At 73.4% G+C, this 26,253-nt stretch carries 24 protein-coding genes and 1 riboswitch; of the genes, 11 read left to right on the forward strand and 13 right to left on the reverse strand.

Annotation, left to right across the window (positions count from 1 at the left end):
• Positions 1–31 precede the first annotated feature (31 nt).
• Positions 32–664, reverse strand: a complete 633-nt coding sequence (locus tag ACGFZP_RS01355) for a MarC family protein (RefSeq protein ID WP_392927387.1) — start codon at positions 662–664, stop codon at positions 32–34.
• Between the two features lie 79 nt (positions 665–743).
• Positions 744–1,133, reverse strand: coding sequence for a barstar family protein (locus tag ACGFZP_RS01360; protein ID WP_392927388.1), 390 nt, complete (start codon positions 1,131–1,133; stop codon positions 744–746).
• 53 nt (positions 1,134–1,186) lie between these two features.
• Here ACGFZP_RS01360 and ACGFZP_RS01365 point away from each other — a divergent pair, with 53 nt between their 5' ends.
• The 3 genes from ACGFZP_RS01365 (at position 1,187) to ACGFZP_RS01375 (ending at position 4,755) form a co-directional block, all read left to right on the forward strand.
• A complete protein-coding gene (locus ACGFZP_RS01365; RefSeq protein ID WP_392927390.1) occupies positions 1,187–1,747 on the forward strand; it encodes a DoxX family protein in 561 nt (186 codons plus the stop codon).
• A 252-nt stretch (positions 1,748–1,999) separates the two neighbouring features.
• Entirely contained in the window at positions 2,000–2,638 is a 639-nt protein-coding gene (locus ACGFZP_RS01370) for a hypothetical protein (protein WP_392927392.1), read from the forward strand.
• Positions 2,639–2,946: 308 nt separating this feature from the next.
• On the forward strand, positions 2,947–4,755 hold the full coding sequence (locus ACGFZP_RS01375; protein ID WP_392927394.1) for a glycosyl hydrolase family 18 protein: 1,809 nt from the start codon (positions 2,947–2,949) through the stop codon (positions 4,753–4,755).
• Between the two features lie 178 nt (positions 4,756–4,933).
• Here the strand turns inward: ACGFZP_RS01375 and ACGFZP_RS01380 are convergent, their stop codons facing one another.
• Positions 4,934–5,494 (reverse strand): MarR family winged helix-turn-helix transcriptional regulator, encoded by a 561-nt coding sequence (locus ACGFZP_RS01380; protein ID WP_392927397.1) that lies wholly within the window; start codon positions 5,492–5,494, stop codon positions 4,934–4,936.
• A gap of 145 nt (positions 5,495–5,639) precedes the next feature.
• Here ACGFZP_RS01380 and ACGFZP_RS01385 point away from each other — a divergent pair, with 145 nt between their 5' ends.
• The 4 genes from ACGFZP_RS01385 (at position 5,640) to ACGFZP_RS01400 (ending at position 10,314) form a co-directional block, all read left to right on the forward strand.
• The gene (locus ACGFZP_RS01385) at positions 5,640–6,941 is read left to right on the forward strand and encodes an MFS transporter (protein ID WP_392927399.1); all 1,302 of its coding nucleotides are present in this window, start codon (positions 5,640–5,642) and stop codon (positions 6,939–6,941) included.
• 157 nt (positions 6,942–7,098) lie between these two features.
• A complete protein-coding gene (locus ACGFZP_RS01390) occupies positions 7,099–8,727 on the forward strand; it encodes a dolichyl-phosphate-mannose--protein mannosyltransferase (protein WP_392927401.1) in 1,629 nt (542 codons plus the stop codon).
• A gap of 41 nt (positions 8,728–8,768) precedes the next feature.
• The gene (locus tag ACGFZP_RS01395; RefSeq protein ID WP_392928295.1) at positions 8,769–9,518 is read left to right on the forward strand and encodes an ABC transporter permease; all 750 of its coding nucleotides are present in this window, start codon (positions 8,769–8,771) and stop codon (positions 9,516–9,518) included.
• A gap of 211 nt (positions 9,519–9,729) precedes the next feature.
• Positions 9,730–10,314 carry a TMEM165/GDT1 family protein gene (locus tag ACGFZP_RS01400; RefSeq protein ID WP_392927403.1) on the forward strand — a complete coding sequence of 195 codons (585 nt, stop codon included), beginning with the start codon at positions 9,730–9,732 and terminating at the stop codon, positions 10,312–10,314.
• Positions 10,315–10,356: 42 nt separating this feature from the next.
• Here ACGFZP_RS01400 and ACGFZP_RS01405 read toward each other — a convergent pair whose 3' ends face one another.
• Complete coding sequence (locus ACGFZP_RS01405; RefSeq protein WP_392927405.1) at positions 10,357–11,592, reverse strand: hypothetical protein; 1,236 nt, start codon at positions 11,590–11,592, stop codon at positions 10,357–10,359.
• Between the two features lie 289 nt (positions 11,593–11,881).
• Here ACGFZP_RS01405 and ACGFZP_RS01410 point away from each other — a divergent pair, with 289 nt between their 5' ends.
• Positions 11,882–13,969, forward strand: coding sequence for an MFS transporter (locus ACGFZP_RS01410; protein ID WP_392927406.1), 2,088 nt, complete (start codon positions 11,882–11,884; stop codon positions 13,967–13,969).
• Between the two features lie 53 nt (positions 13,970–14,022).
• Here the strand turns inward: ACGFZP_RS01410 and ACGFZP_RS01415 are convergent, their stop codons facing one another.
• On the reverse strand, positions 14,023–14,511 hold the full coding sequence (locus ACGFZP_RS01415; protein ID WP_392927407.1) for a MarR family winged helix-turn-helix transcriptional regulator: 489 nt from the start codon (positions 14,509–14,511) through the stop codon (positions 14,023–14,025).
• Between the two features lie 46 nt (positions 14,512–14,557).
• Here ACGFZP_RS01415 and ACGFZP_RS01420 point away from each other — a divergent pair, with 46 nt between their 5' ends.
• Positions 14,558–14,941 carry a cupin domain-containing protein gene (locus tag ACGFZP_RS01420; RefSeq protein ID WP_392927408.1) on the forward strand — a complete coding sequence of 128 codons (384 nt, stop codon included), beginning with the start codon at positions 14,558–14,560 and terminating at the stop codon, positions 14,939–14,941.
• Positions 14,942–14,990: 49 nt separating this feature from the next.
• Entirely contained in the window at positions 14,991–15,317 is a 327-nt protein-coding gene (locus ACGFZP_RS01425; RefSeq protein WP_392927409.1) for an antibiotic biosynthesis monooxygenase family protein, read from the forward strand.
• 165 nt (positions 15,318–15,482) lie between these two features.
• Here the strand turns inward: ACGFZP_RS01425 and ACGFZP_RS01430 are convergent, their stop codons facing one another.
• The 8 genes from ACGFZP_RS01430 to ACGFZP_RS01465 all read right to left on the reverse strand — a co-directional run bounded on the left by ACGFZP_RS01430 (position 15,483) and on the right by ACGFZP_RS01465 (position 24,479).
• Positions 15,483–16,607 (reverse strand): CU044_5270 family protein, encoded by a 1,125-nt coding sequence (locus ACGFZP_RS01430; RefSeq protein ID WP_392927412.1) that lies wholly within the window; start codon positions 16,605–16,607, stop codon positions 15,483–15,485.
• Positions 16,604–17,242 (reverse strand): RNA polymerase sigma factor, encoded by a 639-nt coding sequence (locus ACGFZP_RS01435; protein WP_392927415.1) that lies wholly within the window; start codon positions 17,240–17,242, stop codon positions 16,604–16,606. The genes ACGFZP_RS01430 and ACGFZP_RS01435 overlap by 4 nt, the downstream gene beginning before the upstream one ends.
• 105 nt (positions 17,243–17,347) lie before the next feature.
• The gene (locus tag ACGFZP_RS01440) at positions 17,348–18,211 is read right to left on the reverse strand and encodes an ECF transporter S component (protein ID WP_392927417.1); all 864 of its coding nucleotides are present in this window, start codon (positions 18,209–18,211) and stop codon (positions 17,348–17,350) included.
• A gap of 20 nt (positions 18,212–18,231) precedes the next feature.
• A complete protein-coding gene (locus tag ACGFZP_RS01445) occupies positions 18,232–19,932 on the reverse strand; it encodes an ABC transporter ATP-binding protein (RefSeq protein WP_392927419.1) in 1,701 nt (566 codons plus the stop codon).
• A complete protein-coding gene (locus ACGFZP_RS01450; RefSeq protein WP_392927420.1) occupies positions 19,929–21,095 on the reverse strand; it encodes a CbiQ family ECF transporter T component in 1,167 nt (388 codons plus the stop codon). Before ACGFZP_RS01450 ends, ACGFZP_RS01445 begins: the two co-directional genes overlap by 4 nt.
• Positions 21,096–21,441: 346 nt before the next feature.
• Positions 21,442–22,134 (reverse strand): SCO2322 family protein, encoded by a 693-nt coding sequence (locus ACGFZP_RS01455; protein ID WP_392927422.1) that lies wholly within the window; start codon positions 22,132–22,134, stop codon positions 21,442–21,444.
• 155 nt (positions 22,135–22,289) lie between these two features.
• Positions 22,290–23,576 (reverse strand): prenyltransferase/squalene oxidase repeat-containing protein, encoded by a 1,287-nt coding sequence (locus ACGFZP_RS01460; protein WP_392927424.1) that lies wholly within the window; start codon positions 23,574–23,576, stop codon positions 22,290–22,292.
• A 109-nt stretch (positions 23,577–23,685) separates the two neighbouring features.
• Positions 23,686–23,763: riboswitch (cobalamin riboswitch) on the reverse strand.
• Between the two features lie 86 nt (positions 23,764–23,849).
• Positions 23,850–24,479, reverse strand: a complete 630-nt coding sequence (locus tag ACGFZP_RS01465; RefSeq protein ID WP_392928296.1) for a TetR family transcriptional regulator — start codon at positions 24,477–24,479, stop codon at positions 23,850–23,852.
• A gap of 446 nt (positions 24,480–24,925) precedes the next feature.
• Between ACGFZP_RS01465 and ACGFZP_RS01470 the strand changes: the two genes are divergently transcribed.
• Positions 24,926–26,236 carry a glycosyltransferase family 4 protein gene (locus ACGFZP_RS01470; RefSeq protein ID WP_392927425.1) on the forward strand — a complete coding sequence of 437 codons (1,311 nt, stop codon included), beginning with the start codon at positions 24,926–24,928 and terminating at the stop codon, positions 26,234–26,236.
• Positions 26,237–26,253 lie beyond the last annotated feature (17 nt).

A 26,253-nucleotide genomic window follows, 5' to 3' on the forward strand; every position in this document is an offset into this window, starting at 1 on the left:
CTGAGCCGCGGTCCGCGTGCCCGGCGGTGCCTCAGTGCCCGTCGGGCAGGTGCAGGCCCAGGCCCGCCAGACCGTTCAGGAAGAGCTCCACGCCGACCGCCGCCAGCAGCAGGCCGAGCAGCCGGGAGAGCACCTCCAGCGAGGTGCGGTGGGTGCGCTGCATAAGCGGCGCGAGCAGCGCCACGCAGACGTAGTTGATCATCACCACGGCGACGTACGCCCCGGTGATGGTGGCGCGCCAGCCCCAGTCGTCCTTGCTCAGCGAGCCGACCAGCACCGCCGTGACCGCCAGCGGGCTGGCGATGTAGGGCAGCAGCAGCTCGCGGATGCCGTCCACCATCGGGTTCGGCAGGTGCTCGTCCTCCTCGTCGCCGACGCCGAGGTGGATGCCCAGGACCAGTGCCACGGCGTAGATGAAGAAGATCGCGCCGCCGGCCAGCTGCAGCGACTGGTCGCTGATGTGGAACAGCGTGGTGACGAAGTCCGCGCTGAAGGCCAGCACCAGGCCGACCAGGGCCGAGATGAGCGAGCTCCAGGCGGCCAGCCGCCGCAGCTCCCCGGTGGTGCGGGTGGCGGCCAGCCGGGCGAAGGACAGCAGCGTCTTGGGCGGGCCCACGACGGCGAAGAAGGCGATGAAGGCGCTGCTCAGGTTGAAGACGAACATGGCCCAAGCATGACCGGGATGATCATCGCAGTTCGACCGCCACGCCTCCGGCGCGGAGTGTGTCGAGGATCGCGTCGGACTAGGGCTTGTCAGCCAAGCCCTGGTCCAGCCGCCGCTCGCCGATGAAGACCCGGCCGGTGAGGTGGCGGGCGGTGTCGGCGTCCGCCCAGACCAGGGTGAACGGGGGCCTCGGACCGAAGTCGCCGCGCAGGCAGTCGGCCAGCGCGTCGAGGTTGCCGCCGTAGTAGCCGCCGGGGCCGTTCAGGGCGGCGCCGAGGGCGGTGTAGAAGGCCGCCCGGTCGGTGATCCCGCGGCCCTCCAGCCGGTAGGCGGCGGGCGCGGGGCGGTCGGGCTGCTGCCGCGGTCGGGTCGTCGGCGCGCTCCACTCCTCGACGCTTCGATGTTCGCTCGAATGGCGGTCCCGGGTCGAGCCGGACGGTGCTTTCGGCTGGGATGGGGGGTGGATCACATCCGCGTCATCGGCCGCCTTTCGGCCGTCCTCCGCTGGAACGAGGATTCGACATGTGTCTGAACCGTAAGGATCTCGGCCTGCTCGCGCTGCGCGGTGCCGTCGGCGGGGTACTGATCGCGCACGGCACCCAGAAGCTGTTCGGCTGGTTCGGCGGCGGCGGTCTGGAGGGCACCGCGCAGGCGATGGAGGCCATGGGGTTCCACCCCGGGCGGCAGAACGCGCTGGCGGCGGGCCTCGGCGAGGCGGGCGGCGGCGCCCTGCTGGTGGCCGGGCTGGCGACCCCGGCGGCCGGCGCGGTGGTCGCCGGCACGATGGCCGGCGCGGTGGCGGTGCACGCCCCGGCGGGCTTCTTCGTGACGGCCGGCGGCTACGAGTACCCGGCCTTCCTCGGGGCGACCGGGCTCGCCCTGGGCCTGACCGGCCCGGGGCGCTACTCGCTGGACCATCTGACCGGCCACGCCTTCAACCAGCCGTGGGTCGGCCTGCTGGCCTTCGCGGCGAGCGCGGCCTCGGCGTACGGGGTGGTGGCGCGGCGCCGGCACGAGGTGCGGCTGCGCGAGGAGCGGGCGGCCGTGGAGGCGGAAGGGCAGGAGGGTTCGGGGCTGTCCTGAGCCCGGCGGCCCGGGGCGATCGCGGCCCCGCCGCAGGTTGTCCGGAAGCCGCCCCGCCCCGGGGTGTGCGCAGTGGGAGGTCGGCTGGTCCGACCTCCCACTGCGCGTATCTGACGGCTGCCACAGCGGGCAGGGCCGGCCGGCGCCGCCTCACCCGGATGCACCAGCCCTGCTGGCGAGCCCGGTCGGTGCCTCGCAGGGTGGCCGTGAGGTGTGCCGGGCAGCCCGGCGCCGGGCAGAAACGAGGACGTCATGGACCGCCAGCCGCCCCGCCGGACGACAACCTGCCGGACGACGACCCACCGGACGACGATCCACCGGCCGACCGCACAGGACCCGGCCGCACCCGCGGTCCGCCGCCCGCGCCGCGCCGTGGCGGGCGTGCTGGTGGCGGCGGCCGTCGGAGCGGCGGCACTGGCCGGCTGCTCCTCCGACAGCACGGCGAGCAAGGCCGTCTCCTCGGCGGCGGCCGCCGTGCAGTCGGGCGTGGAGGGCGCGGCCTCCGCCGCCGCCTCGGCGGTGAACTCGGCGGTGGCGTCCGCCGCGGGCGGGCTCTCCTCGGCGGCGGCCTCGGCGGAGGCGGCCGCGTCCTCGGCGATCGCGGGGGTGAAGGGCGGGCTGGACGCCAAGGGCGATGTCTCCGCGGGTGCGGTGGCGACGGCCTCGGACGGCAAGGTGGAGGTGCCCCTCACCGTCACCAACCACGGGCAGCAGTCCGACCGGTACGTCATCCAGGTCAACTTCACCGACGAGTCCGGAAACATCCTGGACGTGACCGCGGTGACCGTCCCGGACGTGGCCGCCGGGCAGAGCGCCCAGGCCACCGCACGCAGCAACCGGGACCTCTCCGGCACGGTCAAGGCGGTCGTGGCCAACGCCGTCCGGTACTGACACCCGGCTCGTCCGCAGGTCAGCGGGGGTGCGGTGGAGGCAGGGGAACCTTAAGCGCGGCTCAAGGCTCAACATCACCCCTTGACGGGGGAGTTGGTCTAGTCCATTTTAATCCACAGGTGCAGGGAGCCCCTGAACCGGCGTCGGCGGTCTACTCCGCCGGCGCCGGTTCGGCACATCCCGGTGTCCGTCAGGCATGTACCCCGCTCGATTCCCCTCCCTGTTCTGTCATGCCCTGGTCGTACGGCCCCACCCCGTGCGAGCCCGCCAGGGCTGCGGAATCCCCCACAACCAGGAGTCACGCACCCATGCTGCGTTCACGCATTGAGAGGGCCGGGGCCCCGGCCCAGGAGCCCGGGCGCCGTCGGCGTCCGAAGAGCCTGGCCGCGCTCGCGGCCGGCACCACCGCCTCCCTGCTGCTCGGCGCGGGCCTCGCGCTGACCGGTGGCGGCGCGGCCAACGCCGCGGTCACCAACAGCACCGGCGCGCCCGCCACCAGCGGCGGCATCAAGGTCGCCTACTTCGACCAGTGGTCGATCTACGCGAACGCGTACTACCCCAAGACGATCCAGGACACCGGCGTCGCCGGGAAGCTGGACTACCTGATCTACTCGTTCGCCAACATCAACCCGACCGACCTCGGCTGTTTCGAGGCGAACAAGGCCGCGAACCAGGACGACAACAACCCGAACGCCGGTGACGGCGCGGGCGACTCCTTCGCGGACTTCCAGAAGAGCTTCGGTCCGGACATCTCGGTGGACGGCGTCGGCGACGTCTGGGGCCAGCCGATCGCGGGCAACTTCAACCAGCTGAAGAAGCTGAAGGCGAAGAACCCGAACCTCAAGGTCCTGATCTCGCTGGGCGGTTGGACCTACTCCAAGTACTTCTCGGCGGCGGCGGCCACGGACGCCTCCCGCAAGAAGCTGGTCTCGTCCTGCATTGACATGTTCATCAAGGGCAACCTGCCGACCGAGGCCGGCTACGGCGGCCCGGGCTCGGCGGCCGGCGTCTTCGACGGCATCGACATCGACTGGGAGTACCCGGGCGGCGGCGGCCACACCGGCAACATCTCCAGCCCGAACGACAAGCAGAACTTCACCCTGCTGCTGAAGGAGCTGCGCGAGCAGCTCGACGCCCAGGGCAAGGTCGACGGCAAGACCTACGCCACCGCGGCGGCGGTCGGCGCCGGCCAGGACAAGATCCGGAACGTCGAGACCGACAAGATCGGTCAGTACCTGACGTTCCTGGACATCATGACCTATGACATGCACGGTGCCTGGGACGCCAAGGGCCCGACGAACCACCAGGCCCCGATCTACTCCGGCCCGGACGACCCGATGACCCCGGCCGCGCCGGGTCACGGCAAGTACTCGGTCGACGCCGCGATCAAGGCGTACACCGCCGGTGACGCCGACTACGGCATCCCGGGCGGCTTCCCCGCCAAGAAGATCAACGTGGGTGTCCCGTTCTACTACCGCGGCTGGACCGGCGTCCAGAACAACGGTAAGAACGGCCTCTTCCAGCCCGCCACCGGCGCTGCCGCCGGCGCGGCGATGTCCGGCAACGTCCCCGGCATCCAGATGAACAAGGAGCTCGCGGGCTTCGTCGACAACCCGGCCAAGACCTTCTGGGACGACACGGCGAAGACCACGTACTTCTACGACGGCACCACCTTCTGGAGCGGCGAGGACGCCCGCTCGATCCAGGCCAAGGTCGACTACGCCCACTGCAACGGCCTCGGCGGCTCCTTCGCCTTCTCGCTGTACGACCTGGGCACCAAGACCGCGCTGTTCGACAAGATGGTCGAGGCCACCAACGGCTCCGCCGCCGCCTGCCCGGCCGCGCCGACGACGCCTCCGACCACCCCGCCGACCACGCCTCCGACCACTCCGCCCACGACGCCGCCGACCACCCCGCCGACGACGCCTCCCACCACTCCGCCGACCACCCCGGCCGGCTGCGCGGGCGCCCCGAGCTGGGACTCGGCCGCCACCTACGGCAGCCCGACCAAGGTCTCCTGGAAGGGCCACTACTACACCAACAAGTGGTGGACGAAGGGCGAGGACCCCACCACCACCGGCCAGTGGGGCGTCTGGACCGACAACGGTCCCTGCTGACGCCGCATGGTCTGAGCGACTGAGGGCCTGACGGACCCTCGCACCGAGTCCGGCCCGCCGGGGGCTTCCCCCGGCGGGCCGGACTTCTCGCCGTGTCGGCCGTGTCGGCCGTGCTGCCTGGGTCCGCCGGGCCTGCCTGTGCCTGCCTGCCCCTGCCGGGTCGGCTCCGGGGGAGGGGTCAGGCCAGGTCGTCGGTGCGGCCGAGGGCGTCCGGCTGGGTCTCCTCGATCCGGCGCAGCATCCGGGCGAGCATGCCCGACAGCACGGAGCGCTCCTCGGCGGCGAGGTCCTGGAGCAGCTCCTCCTCGAAGACGGCCGCCATCCGCATCGACTCCAGCCACTTGTCGCGGCCGTTCTCGGTCAGCTCGATGATCACGCGCACCCGGTTGGTCTCGTCCCGCTCCCGGGTGACGAGGTCCTCGGCGACCATCCGGTCGATCCGGTGCGTCATCGCCGCCGGGGTGAGCCCGAGCCGCTTGGCCAGCTCGCCGGGCCCGAGCTGGTACGGGCTGCCCGCGACCACCAGCGCCTTGAGCACCTCCCACTCGGCGGAGGTGATTCCGAGCACAGTCAGCTGCCTGCTGTACGCCACGCCCATCCGCCGGGCGACCCGGGAGAGGGTCTGCACGATGGTCTCCACCTGGGGGTCCACCGTGGGGAATTCCCGCTGGTAGACGGCCACCTGCTCGGCGATGCCCAGCTCGCGGAGGGCGGCCGGGCCGGGCTTGTCTGCAGTCATGTGGACCAGTGTCGCACGGAAGGTGCACCCCTTAAGGCTTTGACGCCACACTCTTCTGGTGCTAAGACTTTATATGGTCAGACTTTAGGTCTTAAATCTTCTGGCCTTAAGAGTATCCAGCGAAACTACTGAAGGGGTGTGCACGGTGACCGGCACGGTGAAGCAGCAGAGGCAGCGGCGTCATGGGGCGGGCGGCCCGCTGCGCCGCGTCCAGATCGGCAATGCGCTCAGCGCGTTCGGCAGCGGATTCACGATGCCGTACATGTTCGTGTACGTGGACCAGGTGAGGGGCCTCGGCTCGCTGGCCGCCGGGATGGTGTTCACCGTCTTCGCGCTGGCCGCGCTCGCCGTGCTGCCGTTCACCGGCCGCGGCATCGACCGGTACGGCCCGCGCCCGGTGCTGCTGGTGGGCGCCGCGCTCGCCGCCGTCGGCGCGTTCGCCTTCGGCCACGCCACCGGGACCCCGGGCCTGCTGGTCTCCTCCTTCCTGTTCGGTGCGGGCGTCACCACCTGCCAGCCGGCGCTCGCCACGATGATCGTCCGCTGCTCCACGGCCGCGACCCGCTCGCACGCCTTCGCGCTGCAGTTCACCCTGATCAACCTGGGGATGGGCATCGGCGCACTGGTCGGCGGCCAGATCGTCGACGTCGCCGACCCGGCCAGCCTGACCAGGCTGTTCACCATCGAGGCCGCGACCTTCCTGGGCCTGGCCCTGGTCACCGGCAGCGCCCGGATCCCGAACGCGGCGCCCGTCCTGGTGCACGGGCAGAGCGGGCCCACCGGCCTGCGCGCGCTGGTCGCCGACAAGGCGATGCTGCGGCTCTGCGTCCTCGCCGGGCTGATCTTCTTCACCTGCTACGGCCAGTTCGAGTCCGGTGTCGCGGCCTTCGCCACCGACACCGTCGGCACCGCGCCCTCCACCCTGGGCCTGGCGATCGGCGCCAACGCGCTGACCATCGTGGTGCTGCAGATGTTCATGGTGCGGATCACCGCCCGCCGCCGGCGCACCACCGCGATGGCCGCCGCCGGTGTGGTCTGGCTGGGCGCCTGGGCGATGGCCCTGGTCGCCGGCCTGATCCGGACCGAGACCATGGCCGCCACGGTCGCGATCGTCTCGATCTACGCCCTGTTCGGCGTCGGCGAGTCGCTGCTCGCGCCCACCATGGGCCCGATCGTCGCCGACCTCGCCCCGGCCCGGCTGCTGGGCACCTACAACGCCGGGTACGCCCTGGTGAAGCAGATCGCGATCGCGGTCGGCCCCGCCGTCGGCGTGCTGCTGGTCGGCTCCGGCACCTGGCCGCTCTACCTGGCGGCGATGGCCGGCTCCACCCTGCTGATCGTCGCCATGGCGGTCCGGCTGCGCCCGTACCTCACCCCGGAGCAGGACAACGCCCCGGTGGCCGCCGTCCGCACCATCCCCGTCCGGGAGCTGCAGACCGCCGCGTGAACAGCCGCGTGAACACCAGTGTGACGGGTCACCTGGTCGGCGCCCGTCGCGCTTGGATTCACGACCGCCGCCACATAGTGTCAGTGCCTGTTGACCGCCCGGCGCCGGCCGGCACCGGCGGGCACCGGCACAGGCGAGACGGCGAATCGGCGAGGCAATGACGCAAGCGGCGCTCATCCACCCACCGGCACCACCAGCCCCCGCAGGCCCCGCACCGGGCCGGCGGGGGCTGCTGCGCCGGGCCTCGGACCGGGCCGACTGGCTCGGTCCGATCGCGGTGGCGCTCTTCGCCGGCCTGCTCCGCTTCTGGGACCTCGGCTACCCCAACGCCTTCGTCTTCGACGAGACGTACTACCCCAAGGACGCCTGGTCGCTGCTCCGGCAGGGCTACGAGGGCACCTGGCCGGACAGCGCCAACGCCGACATCCTCACCGTCCCGCAGAGCATCCCGCTCACCTCGGCCCCCGAGTTCATCGCCCACCCGCCGCTCGGCAAGTGGGTGATCGCCCTCGGCGAGCAGCTGTTCGGCCTGCACCCCTTCGGCTGGCGGTTCATGACCGCCCTGCTCGGCACCCTCACCGTGCTGATGCTGGCCAGGATCGGCCGCCGGCTCTTCGGCTCCACCCTGGTCGGCTGCACCGCCGCCCTGCTGATGTCCGTCGACGGCCTCCAGCTGGTGATGAGCCGGGTCGGCCTGCTCGACGGCGTCCAGATGTTCTTCGTCCTCGCCGCCTTCGGCAGCCTGCTGATCGACCGAGACCACGCCCGCGCCCGGCTGGCCGCGGCCCGGGAGGGCGGTGCACCCGACGGGGACCGGATCCGGCTCGGCCTGCGCCCCTGGCGGATCGCCGCCGGGGTCGCGCTCGGCGCCGCCTGCGCCGTCAAGTGGAACGGCGTCATGGTGCTCGCCGCCTTCGGACTGCTCACCGTGCTCTGGGACCAGTCCGGTCGGCGCTGGGCCGGCGCCCGCCGCCCCTGGCGTTCGATGCTTCGCCGGGACGCCGTGCCGGCGCTGCTCGCGATGGTCGGCTCGGCCCTCGTGGTGTACGTCGGCTCCTGGGCCGGCTGGCTCGCCGCCGGCGGCGAGCCAGCCGGCGGCGGTTACGACCGGCACTGGGCCGACGACCGGGCCGGCCTCTCCCCGGACAAGGTGCTCGGCATCCCGCTGCCGCAGGTGTCGATGAGCTGGGTGCCCGCGCCGCTGCGCAGCCTCTGGCACTACCACGGGCAGATGTACGACTTCAATACCGGGCTGAGCACCCCGCACACCTACCAGTCCAACCCGTTCAGCTGGCTGGTCCAGTCCCGCCCGGTCTCCATGTACTGGGAGCAGGTGCCGAACGGCCAGCGGGGCTGTACGGCCTCCGGCGGCTGCGCGGCGCAGATCCTCGGCCTCGGCACCCCGCTGCTCTGGTGGACGGCCTGCTTCGCCCTGGTGTACCTGCTGTGGCGCTGGTTCTTCCGCCGGGACTGGCGCTCGGGCGCGGTGCTCTGCGCCGTCGCCGGGATCTACCTGCCGTGGTTCCAGTACCAGGAGCGGACCGTCTTCTCCTTCTACATGGTGGTGCTGGTCCCCTTCCTCTGCCTGGCCGTCGCCCAGATGCTCGGCGCCATGCTCGGGCCGGAGGGCTGCTCGCCCGAGCGGCGCCGGATCGGTGCGGCCGGGGCCGGGCTGATCGTGCTCGCCGTCATGGCCTGCTTCGCCTTCTTCCACCCGCTCTACACGGCGGAGGTGATCCCCATGACGTCCTGGCAGGACCGGATGTGGCTCACCACCTGGGTCTGAGGGCCCGGGGCGTGACGGCCTCGGCGGCCGCCCAGACCCAGCTGCTGCCCGTCACCCCGCTCCTCGGGGTGGTCACCGCGCTGCTGCTGGGCGCCGCCGTGGCGGTCGCCGGGTGGGGGCTGCTCGGGCAGGGGCACGCGGTACTGCGGGCCGGGCTGCGCGCGGTGGTGCAGCTGGCCGCCGTCGCGCTGGTGATCAGCTGGGTGGTCCGCTCGCTCTGGTGGTCGGCGCTGTTCGTCCTGCTGATGTTCGCCGTCGCGGTGCGCACCGCCGGGCGGCGGATGACCCCGGGCCCCGGCTGGGCCTGGGCGGCCGCGCCGATCGGCGCCGCCGTGCTGCCGGTGCTCGGGCTGCTGCTGGCCGTCGGGCTGCTGCCGCCCAAGGGCCTCTCCTTCATCCCGGTCGCCGGCATCCTGATCGGCGGCGGGCTCACCGCCACCTCGCTGGCCGGGCGCCGGGCCCTGGACGAGCTGCACCAGCGCCACGGGGAGGTGGAGGCCGCCCTGGCGCTCGGCCTGGAGGAGCGCGACGCCCGGCTGGAGATCTGCCGCACCGCGGCCGCGACCTCGCTCGTCCCCGCCCTCGACCAGACCCGGACGGTGGGCCTGGTCACGCTGCCCGGCGCCTTCGTCGGGATGCTGCTCGGCGGCGCCTCCCCGGTGCAGGCGGGTGCGGTGCAGCTGTTCGTGCTGATCGGCCTGCTGGCGGTGGAGTCGGTGGCGATCGTGGTGGTGCTGGAGCTGGTCGGCCGGGGACTTGTGGCCCGACCGGCACCGGCCGGCATCGGGTAGGCTGGTGCGCGTTGAAGGGGAGTAGCCCTCCACCGGACCGTCGACATACTGGCCCTCACGGGCCCGGCGCCCGGGGCATCCTGCGGTTCCGGGGTGCCGGCGAGACCTTCGGCCGCAGTGCTGTGACTTCCAACCAGTGCTGTCGGGCCGGAGCGACCCCTGACGGAGCTGCCGAGGCCGGACAGCCCGACCGAGGGATATCCGACCCCCGATGAGTCTGACCGTAGCCGCCATCACCTTCGGCATCGTCTTCCTGGCCGAACTGCCGGACAAGACCGCCCTGGCCAGCCTGATGCTCGGCGCCCGCTACCGCGCGAGTTACGTCTTCGCCGGCATCGCCGCCGCCTTCGCCCTCCAGGTGGGCATCGCCCTGGTCGCCGGGCACCTGCTCTCGCTGCTGCCGCACCGCTGGGTCGAGGGCGTCACCGGTGTGCTCTTCCTGGCCGGCGCCGCGATGCTGCTCTTCCACGGTGGCGGTGACGAGGACGGCCACGCCGCCAAGGAGCCGTCCGCGAACAGCTTCTGGAAGGTGGCCGGGGCCAGCTTCGTGGTCGTCGCGATCGCCGAGTTCGGTGACCTCACCCAGATCATGACCGCCAACCTGGCCGCCAAGTACGCCGATCCGCTGGCCGTGGGCCTGGGCGCCTGGCTGGCGCTCTGCGCCGTCGCCGGGATCGCCATCCTGGGCGGGCAGAAGCTGCTGAAGCACGTGCCGATGAAGATGATCATCCGGTTCGCGGCGGGCGTGATGGTGCTGATGGCCGGGTTCAGCATCTTCCAGGCGGTCACCGGCTGACCGGGGGCATCGGCCGGCCGGGGCCCCTCGGCCGGCCGGGGGTCAGCAGGTGCCGGGGTCGCTCTCCAGGGCGGCCCTGGTCTTGGGCCCGTAGAAGGCGCCGTTCGGCCCGGTCTCACCCTTGATCTTGTAGCTGCGCTGGTAGTCGCCGAGCACGGTCTGGGTCCACCAGTCGAACGTACTGGTGGCTATCGACTTGTCGACGAAGCCGCAGGAGGTCGCGGACAGCCGCAGCTGCATGTCCTTGACGTCGGCGCCCGTCATCCCGCGCTCCAGCACCCGCACCGCGGGCGACTGGGTGGGGGTCGGCGTCGGTGTCGCGGTCGGGGCCGGGGTGGTCGCGGTCGGCGCCGGGGTGCTGGGCGCTGCCGGGCCTGGTGCGGGCGGCTGGGTGCCCGGGGCCGGCTCCGGGGCCGGGGGAGCGGCCGGGGCCGTGGTGGCCGCCGGTGGCGGGGTCGCGGTTCTGCTCGGACTCGGCTTGGCCGTTCTGGTCGGCGAGGGGCTGGGCGCCTCGCTGGTGGTGGACGGCTGGGCGCTCGGGGTCGGGTCCGCCGGGGTGGTCGGGTCGACCGGCGCGGGCGCCAGGGTGGTGGAGGGGGCGGGCCGCGCCGACCGGTCCGGCTCCCCGGAGGGCGCCACCGCGTAGGCCAGGCCGACCGTGACCACCAGCAGTCCGGCGCCGGCCGCCACGAGCAGTCCCCTGCGCCGGGCGAGCGGGCCCTGCTCCGCCTGCTCCGCCGCGCGCCGGGCGGCCCGGCCGCCGGTGGGGCCGGTCGCCTCGGCCGGGCCCGCCGCGAAGGCGAAGACCCCGAGCTCGTCCTCGGCGGAGGGCTGCGGGTCGTGCGGCTGGTTGTACGGCTGGTCATACGGCTGGTCGTACCCGCCGGGCGGTTGGCGGTCGTACCCGCCGGACGGCTGCCGGGGTATCAGGCCCGGGGGCTGCTGCGGGGGCACCGGACGGGGCGCGGGTGCCATCGGAGGCAGCACGGTCGTCGCGTAGGCGTCCGCGTCCGGCCCCAGCGGGGGCGTGACGGGGGGTCGGGCCGCGGGCCGCTGGGCGGCCGCCGGCAGCACCGTGGTGGCGAACGGGTCCACGGGCACGCTCGACCCGGGGGCGTCCGCCGCGACCTGGTCGACGGCCTGCGGCACGTACGGGCGGACCAGGGGCGGGCCCTCGATGTGCGGCAGGACGGCGGTCTCGGTCAGGCTCGGGTCCGGGAGGCACCTGCACCCGGCGGAACGTGCGGTGCCGCACGTCGGGCAGTGCTGGTCCGGCATCGGCCGGTCCTCCTCGGTCCTCGGGTGGCGAACGCGCCTGATTATGCAGGACGTCAGGAAGGAGGGGACAGGGGCATCCGACCTGCCGTGGGGGTGTTGTGCCGGTTGGTGGTGGTTGGGAGCCGATGAACGGTCGGTGTGCGGGGGAGGGATACCGGGTGGCGGCCGTTCTTACGTTCGGCGCAATCGAATGCCCCATGTCCGGGCATTTCTGACAGCATGGTGAGCTGGGAGTGATCATCCGAACGGACCCCCGGTCGTCCGGGGCCCGCGACCCTACGGAGACGCCATGACGGATTCGGACCCGATCGCCGAGTCCGAGCGGGGCGCGCCGGGCGAGCCCGGTCCGCCGGAGGTCACCGTCCCCAACCTCTGGGTGCCGATCGGCGCCCTGCTGCTGGCGATGCTGCTCGCCGCGCTCGACCAGACCATCGTCTCCACCGCGCTGCCCACCATCGTCAGCGACCTCGGAGGGCTGGAGCACCTCTCCTGGGTGGTCACCGCCTACATGCTGGCCTCCACGGCGGCCACCCCGCTCTGGGGGAAGCTCGGCGACATGTACGGCCGGAAACGCTTCTTCCAGGCCTCCATCGTGATCTTCCTGCTGGGCTCGGTGCTCTGCGGCATCGCCCAGAACATGGGCGAGCTGATCGCCTTCCGTGCTCTCCAGGGCCTGGGCGGCGGCGGCCTGATGGTGCTTTCGCAGGCCATCGTCGGCGACCTGGTCTCACCCCGGGACCGCGGAAAGTACCAGGGCCTGTTCGGCGCCGTCTTCGGCGTCACCAGCGTGCTCGGCCCGCTGCTCGGCGGGCTCTTCGTGGACAACCTCAGCTGGCGCTGGGTCTTCTACATCAACCTGCCGGTCGGTGTGGTCGCCCTGGTGGTGATCGCCGCCGTGCTGCACGGGACGGAGGTCAAACGCCGGCACCGGATCGACTACCTGGGCACCGTGCTGATCGCCTCGGTGGCCACCTGCCTGGTGCTGATGACCTCGCTCGGCGGCACCACGTGGGCCTGGAGCTCCTGGCAGATCGTCGGACTGGGCGTGCTGGGCCTCGTCCTGCTGGCCGCCTTCGTCCAGGTCGAGCGGACCGCCGCCGAACCGGTGCTCCCGCTGCGGCTGTTCCGCTCCCGGACCTTCAGCCTGGTGGCCGTCATCTCCTTCGTGGTCGGCTTCGCGATGTTCGGCGCGCTCACCTACCTGCCGACCTTCCTCCAGGTGGTCATGCAGGTCTCGCCCACCATGTCCGGCATCCACATGCTGCCGATGGTGCTCGGCATGCTGCTCACCTCGATCGGCTCCGGCCAGATCGTCGCGCGCACCGGCCACTACCGGGTCTTCCCGATCGCCGGGACGGCCGTCACCACCGTCGGCCTGCTGCTGCTCTCCCGGCTGGACGAGCACAGCAGCACCTTCGAGATGAGCTGCTACTTCCTGGTGTTCGGCCTGGGGCTGGGGCTGGTGATGCAGGTCCTGGTGCTGATCGTGCAGAACTCGGTGGGCTACCAGGACCTCGGGGTGGCCACCGCCGGCGCCACCTTCTTCCGGTCCATCGGGGCCTCCTTCGGTGTCTCCATCTTCGGCACCGTCTTCGCGAGCGGGCTCAACTCCCGGCTGGCCGACGCCCTCGCGGGGGTGCCGCTGCCGCCCGGCTTCGACCCGGGATCCGTCACCTCCGACCCGCGCGTCATCGCCACGCTGCCGCCCGCGGTGCAGGACGGAATCTACCACGCCTACGCCGAGTCGATCACCCGGGTCTTCCTGTACGCGGTGCCGGTCGCGCTGGTCGCCTTCGTGCTCTCGCTGTTCCTGCGCGAGCAGAAGCTCCGCTCCACCGTCACCGCACCCGACCTCAGCGAGTCGATCGGCCTCAACCCCGTCGAGCGCTCCTCGTTGGACGAGATCGCCCGGGCGCTCTCCGTCCTGAGCTCCCGGGAGGCCCGGCGGGACCTCTACCGGCGGATCACCGAGGCCGCCGGGCTCGACCTCAAACCGGCCTCCAGCTGGCTGCTGTTGCTCATGCACCACCACGGCTCGGTCGAGCCCGCCGAGGTGGCCGAGCGCCGGATCGTCCCGGTCGCCGTCATCGACGAGGCCGTGCAGGAGGTGGAGGACCGGGGCCTCGCCTCCCGGACCGGCGGGCTGCCGCTGCGGCTGACCGAGTCGGGCGAGGCCGCCGCCGTCCGGCTGGTCGCCGCGCGGCGGGCTCAGCTGGCCGAGCTGCTGGGCGACTGGGACGAGAAGCAGTTCGCCGACCTCGCCGACCTGCTCACCCGGCTCTCCTCCTCCCTCGGCGCCGACCTGCGGGACGGCCCGGACCGGTCGGACCGCGGCGGTCCCGAGTACGCACAGGGTGGAGAGGGGCGGCCGGTCTAGGGTCTGTCCGGCAAGATCCGCCTAGGGCTTGTTGCGTCCGACCGGTGGATCGGTCAGGGGTTGCCGAACCAGCGCGGGGTGTCGAGGCGGAACGGGTCGCCGGGGGCGAGGGTGCGCAGGTTGGCCTCCAGGGCGCGCAGGTTCTGCTCGCCCAGGAGTGCGGACCACTCGGCGCGCAGTTCGTCGAAGATCCGGGCCGAGCGGTAGAGGGAATCGGTGCCGCGCGCGGTGAGGCGGACCACCTTGCGGCGGGCGTCGTCAGGGTCGCCGCCGCGCTCGACGTAGCCGAGGGCTTCGAGCTGCTCGACGGTCTTTCCGGCGGCCTGCTTGGAGACGCCGAGCCGGCGGCCCAGCTCCACGGCGGTGGTGCCGTGCGGGCCGATCGCCTGGAACACGAAGCCGTGCATCGGGCGCAGATCGGGGTGGCCCTCGTGGGCGATGCGCTCGTGCAGTTCGTCGATGATCGTCCGGAAGGCGAGCAGCAGGCGCAGGGGCAGTTCGAAGCCCGGCGCGGGTTCGCTTGACACGATAGACAACCTCATTGACCATATAGACAACTTCATTGTCCATCTTAGGGGGTTGCCGCTCATGTCCGTAGTCCGCCGCACCGATGCCCGTCGTACCGAGACGCCCAACGCCGTCATGACCACCTTCGCCTCGCCCACCCAGGGCGGCTCGGGGCTGGCGATGTGGCGCGTGGACATGAACTCCGATGCCCAGGGCCCGCTGCACGTCTTCGACGCCGAGCAGGTCTGGACCCTGCTGTCCGGCACCGTGACCGTCGAACTGGGCGACGAGGTCCTCAACGTGGAGGCCGGTGACACCGTCATCCTCCCCGCCGGGGTGCCCCGTCGGCTCACCGGCGGATCGGACGCCGGCTTCGCCGCGGTCGTCGCCGCACCGGGCGGGGCCCGGGTGTCCCGCATCGGCGGACCGGAGGAGGAGGCCTTCGTCCCCGGGTGGATCGCCTGACCGGCACGAGGTGCCCCGCGCCGTGGACCGGGTGAGGCAGGATGGAGCCATGAGCGTAGTCAAGATCAACGTCCTGACCGTCCCCGCCGAGCAGCGCGAGGTGCTGGAGAAGCGCTTCGCCTCCCGCGCCGGCTCGGTGGAGAACTCCGACGGCTTCGAGTGGTTCGAACTCCTCCGCCCGGTCGAGGGCACCGACCAGTACCTCGTCTACACCCGCTGGCGTGACGAGGCCTCCTTCCAGGCCTGGATGGAGGGCCCGATGAAGGCGGCCCACCAGAACGGCGGCGAGGGCGAGGCACCCAAGCGCCCCGCGGCCTCCGGCTCCACCCTCTGGTCCTTCGAGGTCGTCCAGTCGGCCGGCCCCAAGGGCGCCTGAGCCCGCTCGGTCACTGCCCTTTCTTGCACTTCGGGCCCTTCCCCAGCAGGGGAGGGGCCCGAAGTGCTTCCTCGGCCGCCCGCACTGAGCGAGAGGTGCGCGGCGGCCGACCGGGACAGGCTGTCGAGGAGGGCCCTGCCCTTCGCCGCTGTTGTAGGGGTCGGCTCAGGCGGTGCTGCCCGGGGTGGGGCGTTCCTTCTTGGCGTTGACGACGGCCCGCTCCAGGACGGCGGTGCGTTCGGTGACGGTGCCGGGCTTGATGTTGTTGACCTGCTTGATCTGGACGCCGCGGCTGCCCAGGTAGGTGAAGGTCGTGCGGTCGAAGACGAGCTCGATGCGCTCGCCGGTCTGCTCGTCCAGGCGGGCCAGGGCGAGGCCGGTGCGGCCGGCGGCGTCCTGGGAGTTCTGGACGACCACCACGCCGGGGATCTTTGCGGCGGCCTGGTAGAGCGCGGCGGCGTTCGGGCCCGGTACGAGCTGCTCGTTGATGATCGACTTGATCGTCTCGAACGCCTGCTGGTCCCGGTCACGCGGGCCGCCGGCGGTCGTGTAGATGGTCTTCAGCAGCTGGTCCGGGTCGGTCGGCTGGGCCTTGAGCCAGTTGTAGGACAGGGTGAGGGCCTCACCCGGGATGTCCTTGCCGTTCACGGGCTTGGAGTGGGGGTTGTCGTTGCCGAGGCCGATGCCGCCCTCGTCCTGGTAGCCCGGCTCGTCGAGCCAGCCGTTGAGCGCGTCGGCGGACTTCCAGATCTCGCGCTGGTGCAGCGGCTGCACCCACGTCCTGGACTCGTCGGTGTCGGCGTTCTGCGAGTAGGACAGGTGGGAGACCTTGCTCTTGATGTAGATGAACTGGCCGGGCTTCGGCTCCGGGATCCCCTGGGTGCGCACGGCGGCGGCGATCTGCTGGGCGGTCGCCACGAGTTGGAGGCTGCTGCCCTCCTCGACCTGGACGACGGGTGCCTCCACGGAGGCCGTCTTCGTGCGCGGTGAACTGATGCCGCTGGTCAGCGAGTTGACGGCGACGACGGCGGTGAGCGCGGCGGCGGTGACCGGGACGGCGATCAGCAGGGCGCGCCGCATCGGCCGCTTCGCGGGTGCGGGTTCGGCCGTGGGTGCGGGAGTGCGGATCTCGTTCAACAGGTGCTCCTCGAACAGCAGCTGGCGGTCGAGCGTCATCGGAGGGGTCGACGGGGCCGGCAGCAGCCGGGCGAGCTCCGCGTGGTCCGGCTCGTTGTGGTCCGGCTCCATGTGGTCCAGGGGCTCGGTCCGCTTCCAGAACTTGCGGGTCATCCGTACGTCTCCTCGTGCGACTCGTACGACCGGGCCGCGTAGGTGCGGCCGCCCTGTTGTTGTCCGGGGCGCGGAAGCGGTTCCCGGTTCTTCTTCAGTTCCTGTCCGGCGAGTTTGCGCAGTCGCGTGCGGGCGCGTGAGAGGCGCGAACGCACGGTACCGATGGGGACCCCGAGCGCGGCGGCCGCCTCGGCGTAGCCCAGTCCGGACCAGACGCACAGCGTGAACACCTCGCGCTCGGTGCGGCGCAGTTGCTTCAGCGCCCGCTGGGCGGCGGCGAGTTGGTCGGCGTCGGCCATGCGTCCGACGAGTTCGTCGGAGAAGTCCGGGACGGTGTCGCGGGCGGGCAGGCGTCCGAGGGCCGCCTGGTGGCGGCGTGCGGCACGACGGGTGTTGCGCAGCACGTTGACGGCGATGCCCATCAGCCACGGGCGCGGGCCGGCCTCGTGGTCGAGGAGCCGGTCCCGCAGCCGCCAGGCCTCCAGGAAGGTCAGCGAGACGACGTCCTCGGCGAGGTCCCGGTCACCGCTCACGCGGACGGCGTACCGATGGACCAAGGGGGCATGGTCACGGAAGAGTTCCCTGAACGCCTCGGGGTCCCCCGTGCGTATCCGGGCGTGCAATGTGTAGTCCACGAAGTGCCTTGTCCGTCGCAGTGCCTCGGTTCCGGTGACCTGGCTCACACCGGGGAGCCCGCGCAGTGCGCCCCTGACCTGGCGTGGCGGTGTGCGGGACGGGTGTCAGGACTTGGGCGGGGTGAACTCCACAGGGGTGGCGAAGGCGGCGCGGCGGGTGGCCCGGCGGAGGGCGCGCAGGACGGGGGTGCCGAGGGTGAGGCAGAGGACGACGGTGAGGACGGCGCGGGGGAGGTCCCAGCCCAGGGAGGTGGTGAGGCAGTAGGCGGCGAAGCGGACGAGGTTGGTGGAGGCCGGATCGCCGGGGACGAAGGAGATGGAGCCGGAGAGCCCGGCGATGTAGGGCCAGCCCTGGAGGTTCATGATCGTGCCGTAGAGGATGGAGGCGGTCGCGCCGTACCCGGCGAGCAGGGCGAGTTCGCGGCGGCCGCGCAGGGTGGCGGCGCCCGGGAGGAGGCCGGAGCCCAGGCAGACCCAGCCCATGGCGAGCATCTGGAAGGGCAGCCACGGGCCGACGCCGCCCGTCAGTAGCGCGGAGGCGAACATCGAGAGTGCGCCGAGGACGAAGCCGAAGCCCGGACCGAGGACCCGGCCGGCCAGCACCATCAGGAAGAACATCGGCTCCAGGCCGGCCGTCCCCGCGCCGAGCGGGCGCAGCGCCGCGCCGGCGGCGGCCAGGACGCCGAGCAGGGCGACGGCCTTGGCGTCCAGGCCGGGTGCGCCGCCGCCCGCCGAGCGGCCCTCGGAGATCTGGGCGACCACCACGGCGAGCAGCAGCGGCAGGATCAGCGCGAACAGCCAAGGGGCGTCGGTGGCGTGGCCGACCAGGGCGGACCGGGTGGAGGCGAGCAGCGGCCAGCCGAAGCCGGCCACGCCGACGGCGGAGGTGAGCAGCAGCGCGATGGCCGAACGGCGACCGAGCGGGACGGGACGGGCCAGCGGTACCGGTACGGCCTGGGGGAGGGACATGGGGCGACGGGGCGGCGGGGTCATGCGGGCTCCCCGTCGGCGAGGGCCGCTTCGACCTGGTGGACGGTGAGCCAGGGCAAGGGGGCGAGGATCTTGGCGACCTGCGGGGCGAAGGCGGGGGAGGAGACCACCACCTCCGCGGTCGGGCCGTCCGCGACGATCTCGCCCTCGGCCAGGATCGCCGTGCGGTGGGCGAGTTCGGCGGCGAGTTCGACGTCGTGGGTGGCGAGCAGGACGGCGTGGCCGTCGGCGCAGAGCCCGCGCAGGATCTCCACCAGTCGGCCCTTGGCGGCGTAGTCCAGGCCGCGGGTGGGTTCGTCGAGCAGGATCAGCGGCGGGCGCGCGGCGAGGACGACGGACAGGGCGAGGGTGAGCCGCTGGCCCTCGGAGAGGTCGCGCGGGTGGGTGGCGTCGGCGATGCCGGGCAGCAGCCGTTCGACCAGGGCCCGGCAGGTACCGGGGTCGGCGCCCGCGTCGGAGTCGGCGGCGGTGCACTCGGCGGCCACGCTCTCCGCGTACAGCAGGTCGCGCGGGTCCTGCGGGACGAGGCCGACCCGGCGGATCAGTTCGGCCGGGCGGGTGCGGTGGGGTGTGAGGCCGCCGACCCGGACGGTGCCGGCGGCGGGGGCGTGCAGCCCGACCAGGGCGCCGAGGAGGGTGGACTTGCCCGCGCCGTTGCGACCCATCAGCGCGGTGATCTCGCCGGCGTGCAGGGTGAGGTCGACCCCGCGCAGGGCGGGGACGGGACCGCGCCGCACCGCCAGCCGGTCGGCGACGGCGATCGGCTCGGGGGACCGGCGGGGTGCGTCTGGGGCTCCGCGGGGTGTGTCGGCGGGCTGGCCGGGTGTCGCGGCGGGTCGGTGGGGCGTCGCGGCGGGCTGGCGGGGTGTCTCGGTGGGGCGGCGGCCGTCGAGACGGGTGCGCAGTGGGCCGGCCTTGCGGCGGGCGTCGCGGACGGAGAGCGGTAGCGGGTGCCAGCCGGCGAGTCGGCCGAGGCCGACCACGGGCGGGTGCACGGGCGAGTGGGCCATCACCTCGGCGGGTTCGCCGAGGACGGGGGGCGCACCGCCGCCGGGCAGCAGCAGGACCTGGTCGGCGTACTGGACGACCCGCTCCAGCCGGTGCTCCGCCATCAGGACGGTGGTGCCGAGGTCGTGCACCAGGCGCTGCAGGACGGCCAGCACCTCCTCGGCGGCGCCGGGGTCGAGTGCGGAGGTGGGCTCGTCCAGGACCAGGACGCTCGGGTGGACGGTGAGCACCGAGCCGATGGCGACGCGCTGTTGCTGCCCGCCGGAGAGCGAGCCCAGTGCGCGGTCGCGCAGATCGGCCAGGCCCAGGAGGTCCAGCGTCTCCTCGACCCGGCGCCGCATCACGTCCGCCGGGAGCCCCAGGGACTCCATGCCGTAGGCGAGTTCGTCCTCGACCGTGTCGGTGACGAAGTGCGCCAGCGGATCCTGGCCCACCGTGCCCACCAGGTCGGCGAGTTCGCGCGGGCGGTGCTCGCGGGTGTCCCGGCCGCCGACGGTGACCCGGCCGTGCAGCGCGCCGCCGGTGAAGTGCGGGACGAGGCCGCTGACGGTGCCCAGCAGGGTGGACTTCCCGGAGCCGGACGGGCCCACCAGCAGGCAGAGTTCGCCCTCGGGGACGGTCAGGTCGACTCCGCTCAGAGCGGGCGTCGCGGCGTCGGCGTACTGGACGGAGACCTGCTCGAAGGTGATCACGAGGCCCTCCGGGGCGGGTTCGGGGTGACGAAGGCCGGGAGCAGACCGACCAGCACGGCGAGGACGGCGGCCAGCGGCAGGGTGGGGGCGGTCGGCGGGACGACGGTGGGTGCGAAGGCGGCCGGGTCGCGGGAGGACAGCCAGATGGTGAGCACGGCCACGGCGGCGCCGGAACCGGCCGTCAACCATTCGGGCAGCGCCCAGGGGTCTGGTCGGTAGCGGGTTCTGATGGAGCGCTTGCCGCCGAGCAGCAGGCCGGTGAAGGCGGCGGCCAGACCGAGCAGTAGGACCGGCAGCGCCCAGCCCGTGCCGCCGGCGGTGAGCAGCCCGTACGCGGCGAGGCAGATCCCGAGCAGGCCGGCCAGGGTGAGGGCGGCGGTGGCCCGGGCGAGGCGTCGCGGTACGTCGGCGGTGCGGCCGAAGCCCCGGGTGTCCATCGCGGCGGCCAGTGCGACCGAGCGCTCCAACGCGCCCTCCAGAACGGGGATTCCGACGCTCAGCACGGCGGCGATACCCCGGTCGGTGCGCCCGCGCAGCCGGCGGGCGGCGCGCAGTCGCTGGACGTCGGCGATCAGGTTCGGCGCGAAGGTCATCGCCACCACGACGGCCACCCCGGCCTCGTAGAGGGCGCCGGGCAGGGCGCGCAGCAGTCGGGCGGGGCTGGCCAGGGCGTTCGCGGCGCCGACGCAGACCAGCAGGGTGGCCAGCCGCAACCCGTCGTACAGCGCGGCCAGCAGGCCCTCCACGGTGACCCGGCCGCCGATCCGCACGCCCTGCGCCCAGGCGGGCAGCGGGACTTCGGGGAGGGTGAATAGGACGTGCGTGCCGGGGATCGGCGAGCCGAGCAGGACGGCGAAGAGCATCCGGATGCCCAGTACCAGCAGCCCGAGCCGGAGGAAGGCGCCGTAGGAGCGGGACCACGGCGCGTCGCCGCGCCGGGCGGCCACGACGTAGCCGGCGACTGCGGCCAGCAGGAGCAGCAGGAGGGGGTTGGTCGTGCGGGTGGCGGCCGCGCCCAGGCCGAGTGCCCACAGCCACCAGGCGCCGGGGTGCAGCTGCCGGGGGCCGGCGGGCGGGCGGGTGGCCCGTGGCGTGCGGGGGGTGCGTGGCGCGCGCGGTGGGCGCGGCGGGCGCGGGGCGCGGGGGGCACGGGGTGTGGTCACGGGGAGGGGTCCAGGTCGGGGCGGGAGGGGTTCGGAGTGGGAAGTCAGGCTGGCCGACTTCCCACTCCGGGTGCCGCGGTTTTATGTAGACCGGTCTTTATAAGTGGACCGGTCTACATAGAGGCCGGTAGGTCGGGTGGTGGGAATATGTAGACCGGTCGGTATATGTAGACCGGTCTACATAGGCATGACGGCTGGTGCGGGCAGGGCTGTTGATGTGGGCAGGCCTGGTGGGCGCCGAGGAATAGCTAGATCGGTCGGCATATTCGGGATATGTAGACCGGTCGGTATACGAGGCTCGGGTGAGGCCCTCGTGAATAGGTAGACCGGTCCACATATTTTTTGCTCAGCCCCGGCGGCGGCGCGCTTGCCAGACGGCCCCGGCGGCCAGGGCGGCGACGAGTGCGCCGCCCGCGATCAGGCCGATGTCGGGACCGGCACCCGGGTCGTCGCCGGAGCTTCCGGAGCCGCCCGAGCCGCCCGGCGCGGTGCCCGGGCTGCCGGTGCCCCCGCCCGTTCCCCCGCCGGACCCCCCGCCCGATCCGCCGTCCGCGAGCTGGTCGCCGCACCCGGCCTTCGGGTAGCCGGCGATGGCGCAGAGCAGCCCGTTGGTGTCGTAGCGCAGGGGTGGGGCGACGGCGGCCAGCACCTCCGCCGAGGTGGCGGAGGCGGGCACGCGGGCGCACGCGGTGCGCGGTCCGGGCGGGGCCTCGCCGGAGGGGGCGTCGGCGCCGGTGCCGAAGTCCAGCACCACGGCGACCCGCTTGCGCCCCGGTTGCCCGGGGGTGTCCGCGCAGATCGCGCCGAAGTCCCCGGGCGCCCCGGGTCGGGCCGCGTCCCGTCCGCCGTCCGGGCTGACGGCGAAGCGCCAGCCGTCCGTACTGCCGTCCGGCGGGACGTGCACCGACGGGCCCTGCTGCTGGTATGTCCAGGTGTCGCCGGACCACTTCCAGAACGACCAGTACCGGTACCCGGCGGCCTGCGCCGGCGCCGCGCCGACCACGGACACTCCGGCCAGCAGCCCTACGAGCACGGCCACAACGGTCGAGCGAAGGGGCGCCCGGCCCGCTGCACTGCGCGGCGCCTGCCGCAGCCGGGCCGCAGACGCCCGCGACGCCCCCGCCCCGGCCGCCCCCGCCCGCGAGGCGGACGCCCGGGCCGCGGACGCCGCCGCCCGCGAGCCGGACGGCGTGGTCACAGCTTCGGGCCGCGCTTGCGCTGGAGGCTCAGCACCAGGCCACCGCCGATGCCGATCAGCAGCCCGACGCCGAGCAGCCAGTACTGGGAGAGGCCCCCGTCCTTCTTCGCCGGCTTCGCCGGAGCGGCGCTGGAGCTCGCGCCGACCGCCTTCGGCGCCGGGCCGAGGGCCGTCAGCTGCTTCACCAGGTCACTGCCGCCGAAGTCCGCCGGGTTGCGCTGCGCCGCCTGGGCGACCAGCAGCAGGGTGGCGGTGGCCGAGGCGTCGGTGCCGCCCTTCGTCCAGGCGCCGCCCTCCTTGGCCAGCCAGTCCACCGCGCCGCCCGCCTGCTGCGGGTGCCCGCCCTGGACCAGGCTGAGCGCCGCCCAGGCGGTGGCCGTGTACTCGGGCGTCGGCGCCGCGCCGGGGTTGCTCAGCGTCAGGTGCTGTCCGCCCGCCGCGAGCTGCGCCGTGAGGTACGCGCCGACCGCCTCCGCGGAGTCCGCACGCGGTACGGCCTTCTCGGTGGAGCCGTCCGCGCACGGCAGCGCCTTGGGCGCGGCGTCGGACCGGTTGGCGTTGACGACCGGCAGCTTCCCGCCCGCCGCCGCCAGCGCGCTCTGCCCGGTGGCCAGGGCGTTCGCGGCGAGCGCGCCCGCCGCGTCCGGCTGGAAGGCGAACGCGCCGCGCTGGTCGGCGGGCGCGGTGCAGCCGAGCTGGAACAGCGCCAGCCCGTCGAAGGCGTTCCGGCCGGCCTTGGCGACGGCCGCCGGGTCGGTCCGGGTGGCGAACAGGGCGTTCACGGCCAGCCCGGTGGAGTTGGCATCACCGGGGCTGCCGGGGTTGTAGGCCCAGCTGCCGTCCGCGTTCTGGTTGGCCTTGAGCCACTGGACGCCCTTGTCCACCGGGTCCTGGTGCCCGCCGAGCGCGACCAGCGCCTGGATCGCGACGGCCGTCGCGTTGCTGTCCTCGGTCGCGGGGTCGCAGGCCGCGGCGGTGTCCGCCCGGTACGACGGCCACCCGCCGTCCGCGCACTGCTGCCCGGTCAGCCAGGAGACGGCGGAGTCGGCCGGCACCACCTTGGCGCTCGCCAGCGCGGTCAGGGCGAGCGACTGCCGCCACACCCCGTCGTAGGTCGGGTCGCCCTTGCCGTACAGGCTTTCAGGGACGGCGGCGCTCGGAGCGGCGGCGGTGGGCGCGGGCGCCGTGGGCGAGGGGGTGTCGGCGAGGGCCGGCGCGGCGGCCGCGCCGGCCAGCAGGGCGGCGGACAGCGTGGCGGCGCCCAGGCGGGCGGCGGTGAGCATGGTGGAGGTGCGCCTTTCGGTGAGCGGTGTGCCGGCCCGGGCGGGCCGTTCCGTAGACCTCGACGGTGCCGGGCGCCGGTGCGCCCGGGGTGGCCGCTCGCCTCTCCCCGGGCACTCCGACTCACCCGGCCGCAGGGCACCGGGCTCACGGTTGCGGGGTCAGTGCCGGAGTCGCACCGGCTTTCCCCGGAGGAGAAACGGATGGATTTGTCGTGCCCGTCGACTTTAGCCGCCGTACCCGCGGCGCCCGACCGCACCGCACAGGAACAGGTTTCAGTCAGGCAGCGTGAGCAGCCGGGCCGCGGTGTACAGGTCGGCCCGCACCTCTGCGATCGAGGCACGGCCCGACAGCCAGGCCACCAGCGCCGAGTGCCAGGTGTGCTCGATCACCCGGACGGCGGCGCGCTGGCTCTCGGAGGGCGGCCCGGACTGGCCGATCGCGTCCAGGATCAGCTGCGCCGTGGTGGTGCTCACCCGGTCGACCTCGGCGCCCACCGAGCGGTCCGCGAAGGAGAGCGCCCGCACCATCGCCTCGGCCAGCAGCGGTTCGCGCTGGAGCGCGTGGAACGCCCGGGTGAGGGTCTCGGCGACCCGCGGCGCCGGGTCGGGCCCGGTCGGCGGGTGCCGCCGCACCTGCTCCTGGAGGGCCTGCAACTGCTCCAGCATCACCGCCACCAGCAGGTGCACCTTGGAGGGGAAGTACCGGTACAGCGTGCCGAGCGCCACCTGGGCGCCCTCCGCGACCTCCCGCATCTGCACCGCCTCGTACCCGCCCCGGGCGGCCAGCGCGGTCGCGGCCCGCAGGATCCGGCGCCGGCGCTCGGTCTGCCGGGCGGTCAGCGGCGGATCGGCGGGGCGCGCCGGGCGTGCGGGGCGCGCGGCCGCCGGGGGCGTGGCGGGCACGGCGGGCGTGGGGTTCGCGGGGGTCACGGGCGACGGCAAGGGTGCTCCCGGGGCGCGGGTGGCGGTGTGCTCCAACAGGACGGGCAGGGCGGACCGGGCGTGCGGAGGACCGGCGGGACCGGCGGATTCCGCAGGAGTGCGGCGTGGCGAGAATCACCAGGCCGCGGCGTGGCGTGAATCACCAGCCCTGGCTCCTGACGGCAAGCTACGGGCCGGTATCTTCGAGGTCTCTCATTGTTCACATGGTCGATGACGAGCTCCACACCACACTGAAACCTGATCTACTTTAGCGACCGGCGGCGGCGATGGCAGCCGCCGGTCGCAGCTGAAGACCGCAGCCGAGGACCGCAGCCGTGGAACACCGGCACGGATCAGAGGCACGGATCAGAGGCATGGATCACAGTCATGGACAGCAACCACAGATGCAGCCGAGATGGGGGCCGAGGATGACCGCGCAGCCGCTGCGGATTGCCCTGCTGTCGTACCGCGGGGACCCGTTCTGCGGCGGCCAGGGCGTGTACGTACGGCACCTCTCCCGCGAGCTGGCCCGCCTCGGCCACCACGTGGACGTGATCGGCGCCCAGCCGTACCCCGTGCTCGACGAGGTCGACGGGCCGGGCTCGGTCCGCCTGGTCGAGCTGCCGAGCCTGGACCTCTACCGGAGCGACGACCCGTTCCGCACCCCGGCCGTGGGCGAGTACCGGGGCCTGGTGGACGTGCTGGAGTACGCCACCATGCGCACCGGCGGCTTCCCCGAGCCGCTGACCTTCTCGCTGCGCGCCCGCCAGTACCTCGCCCTGCACAAGGGCCGCTACGACGTGGTGCACGACAACCAGACCCTCGGCTACGGGCTGCTCGGCCTGGCCCGGCACGGGTTCCCGCTGGTCACCACGATCCACCACCCGATCACCGTGGACCGGCGGCTGGAGCTGGACGCCGCCCCCACCCCGCTGCGGCGGCTCTCGCTGCGCCGCTGGTACGCGTTCACCCGGATGCAGCGCCGGGTGGCCGCCCGGCTGGACCACATCATCACCGTCTCCGGCAGCTCCAAGACCGAGATCGCCGAGCACCTGGGCGCCGCGCCCGACAGCATCTCGGTGGTCCCGATCGGCGCCGACACCCGGCTGTGGTCCCCCTCCGAGGAGATCGCCCGGGTGCCCGGACGGATCGTCACCACCTCCAGCGCGGACGTGCCGCTCAAGGGCCTGGTCCACCTGGTCGAGGCACTGGCCAAGGTCCGCACCGAGCGGGACGCCCACCTGGTGGTGGTCGGCAAGCCGCAGAAGGAGGCCGGTCCGGTCACCGAGGCGGTGCGCCGGTTCGGCCTGGAGCGGTACATCGAGTTCCGCAGCGGCCTGACCGACCAGGAGCTCGTCGACCTGTACCGCTCGGCGGAGGCGGCCTGTGTGCCGTCCCTGTACGAGGGCTTCTCGCTGCCCGCCGCCGAGGCGATGGCCACCGGCACCCCGCTGGTCGCCACCACCGGCGGGGCGATCCCCGAGGTGGCCGGCCCGGACGGCGAGACCTGTCTCGCGGTGCCGCCCGGTGACGCGGACGCCCTGGCGGCCGCACTCGGGCGGCTGCTGGACGACCCGGAACTGCGCGCGGAGCTCGGCGCGGCCGGCCGGGAGCGGGTACTCGCCCGGTTCACCTGGGAGCGGGCGGCCGAGCTGACCGCGGAGGGCTACCGGGCGGCCATCGCCACCGGGGTCGGGCGGCGGGCCCGCTCCGGACCGGGTTGGCGCTACGTCCCCTGAGCCGCCACCGGCCGGCG

This window comes from Kitasatospora sp. NPDC048239, assembly GCF_043202015.1.
In the GTDB taxonomy this organism is placed as follows: Bacteria; Actinomycetota; Actinomycetes; order Streptomycetales; family Streptomycetaceae; genus Kitasatospora.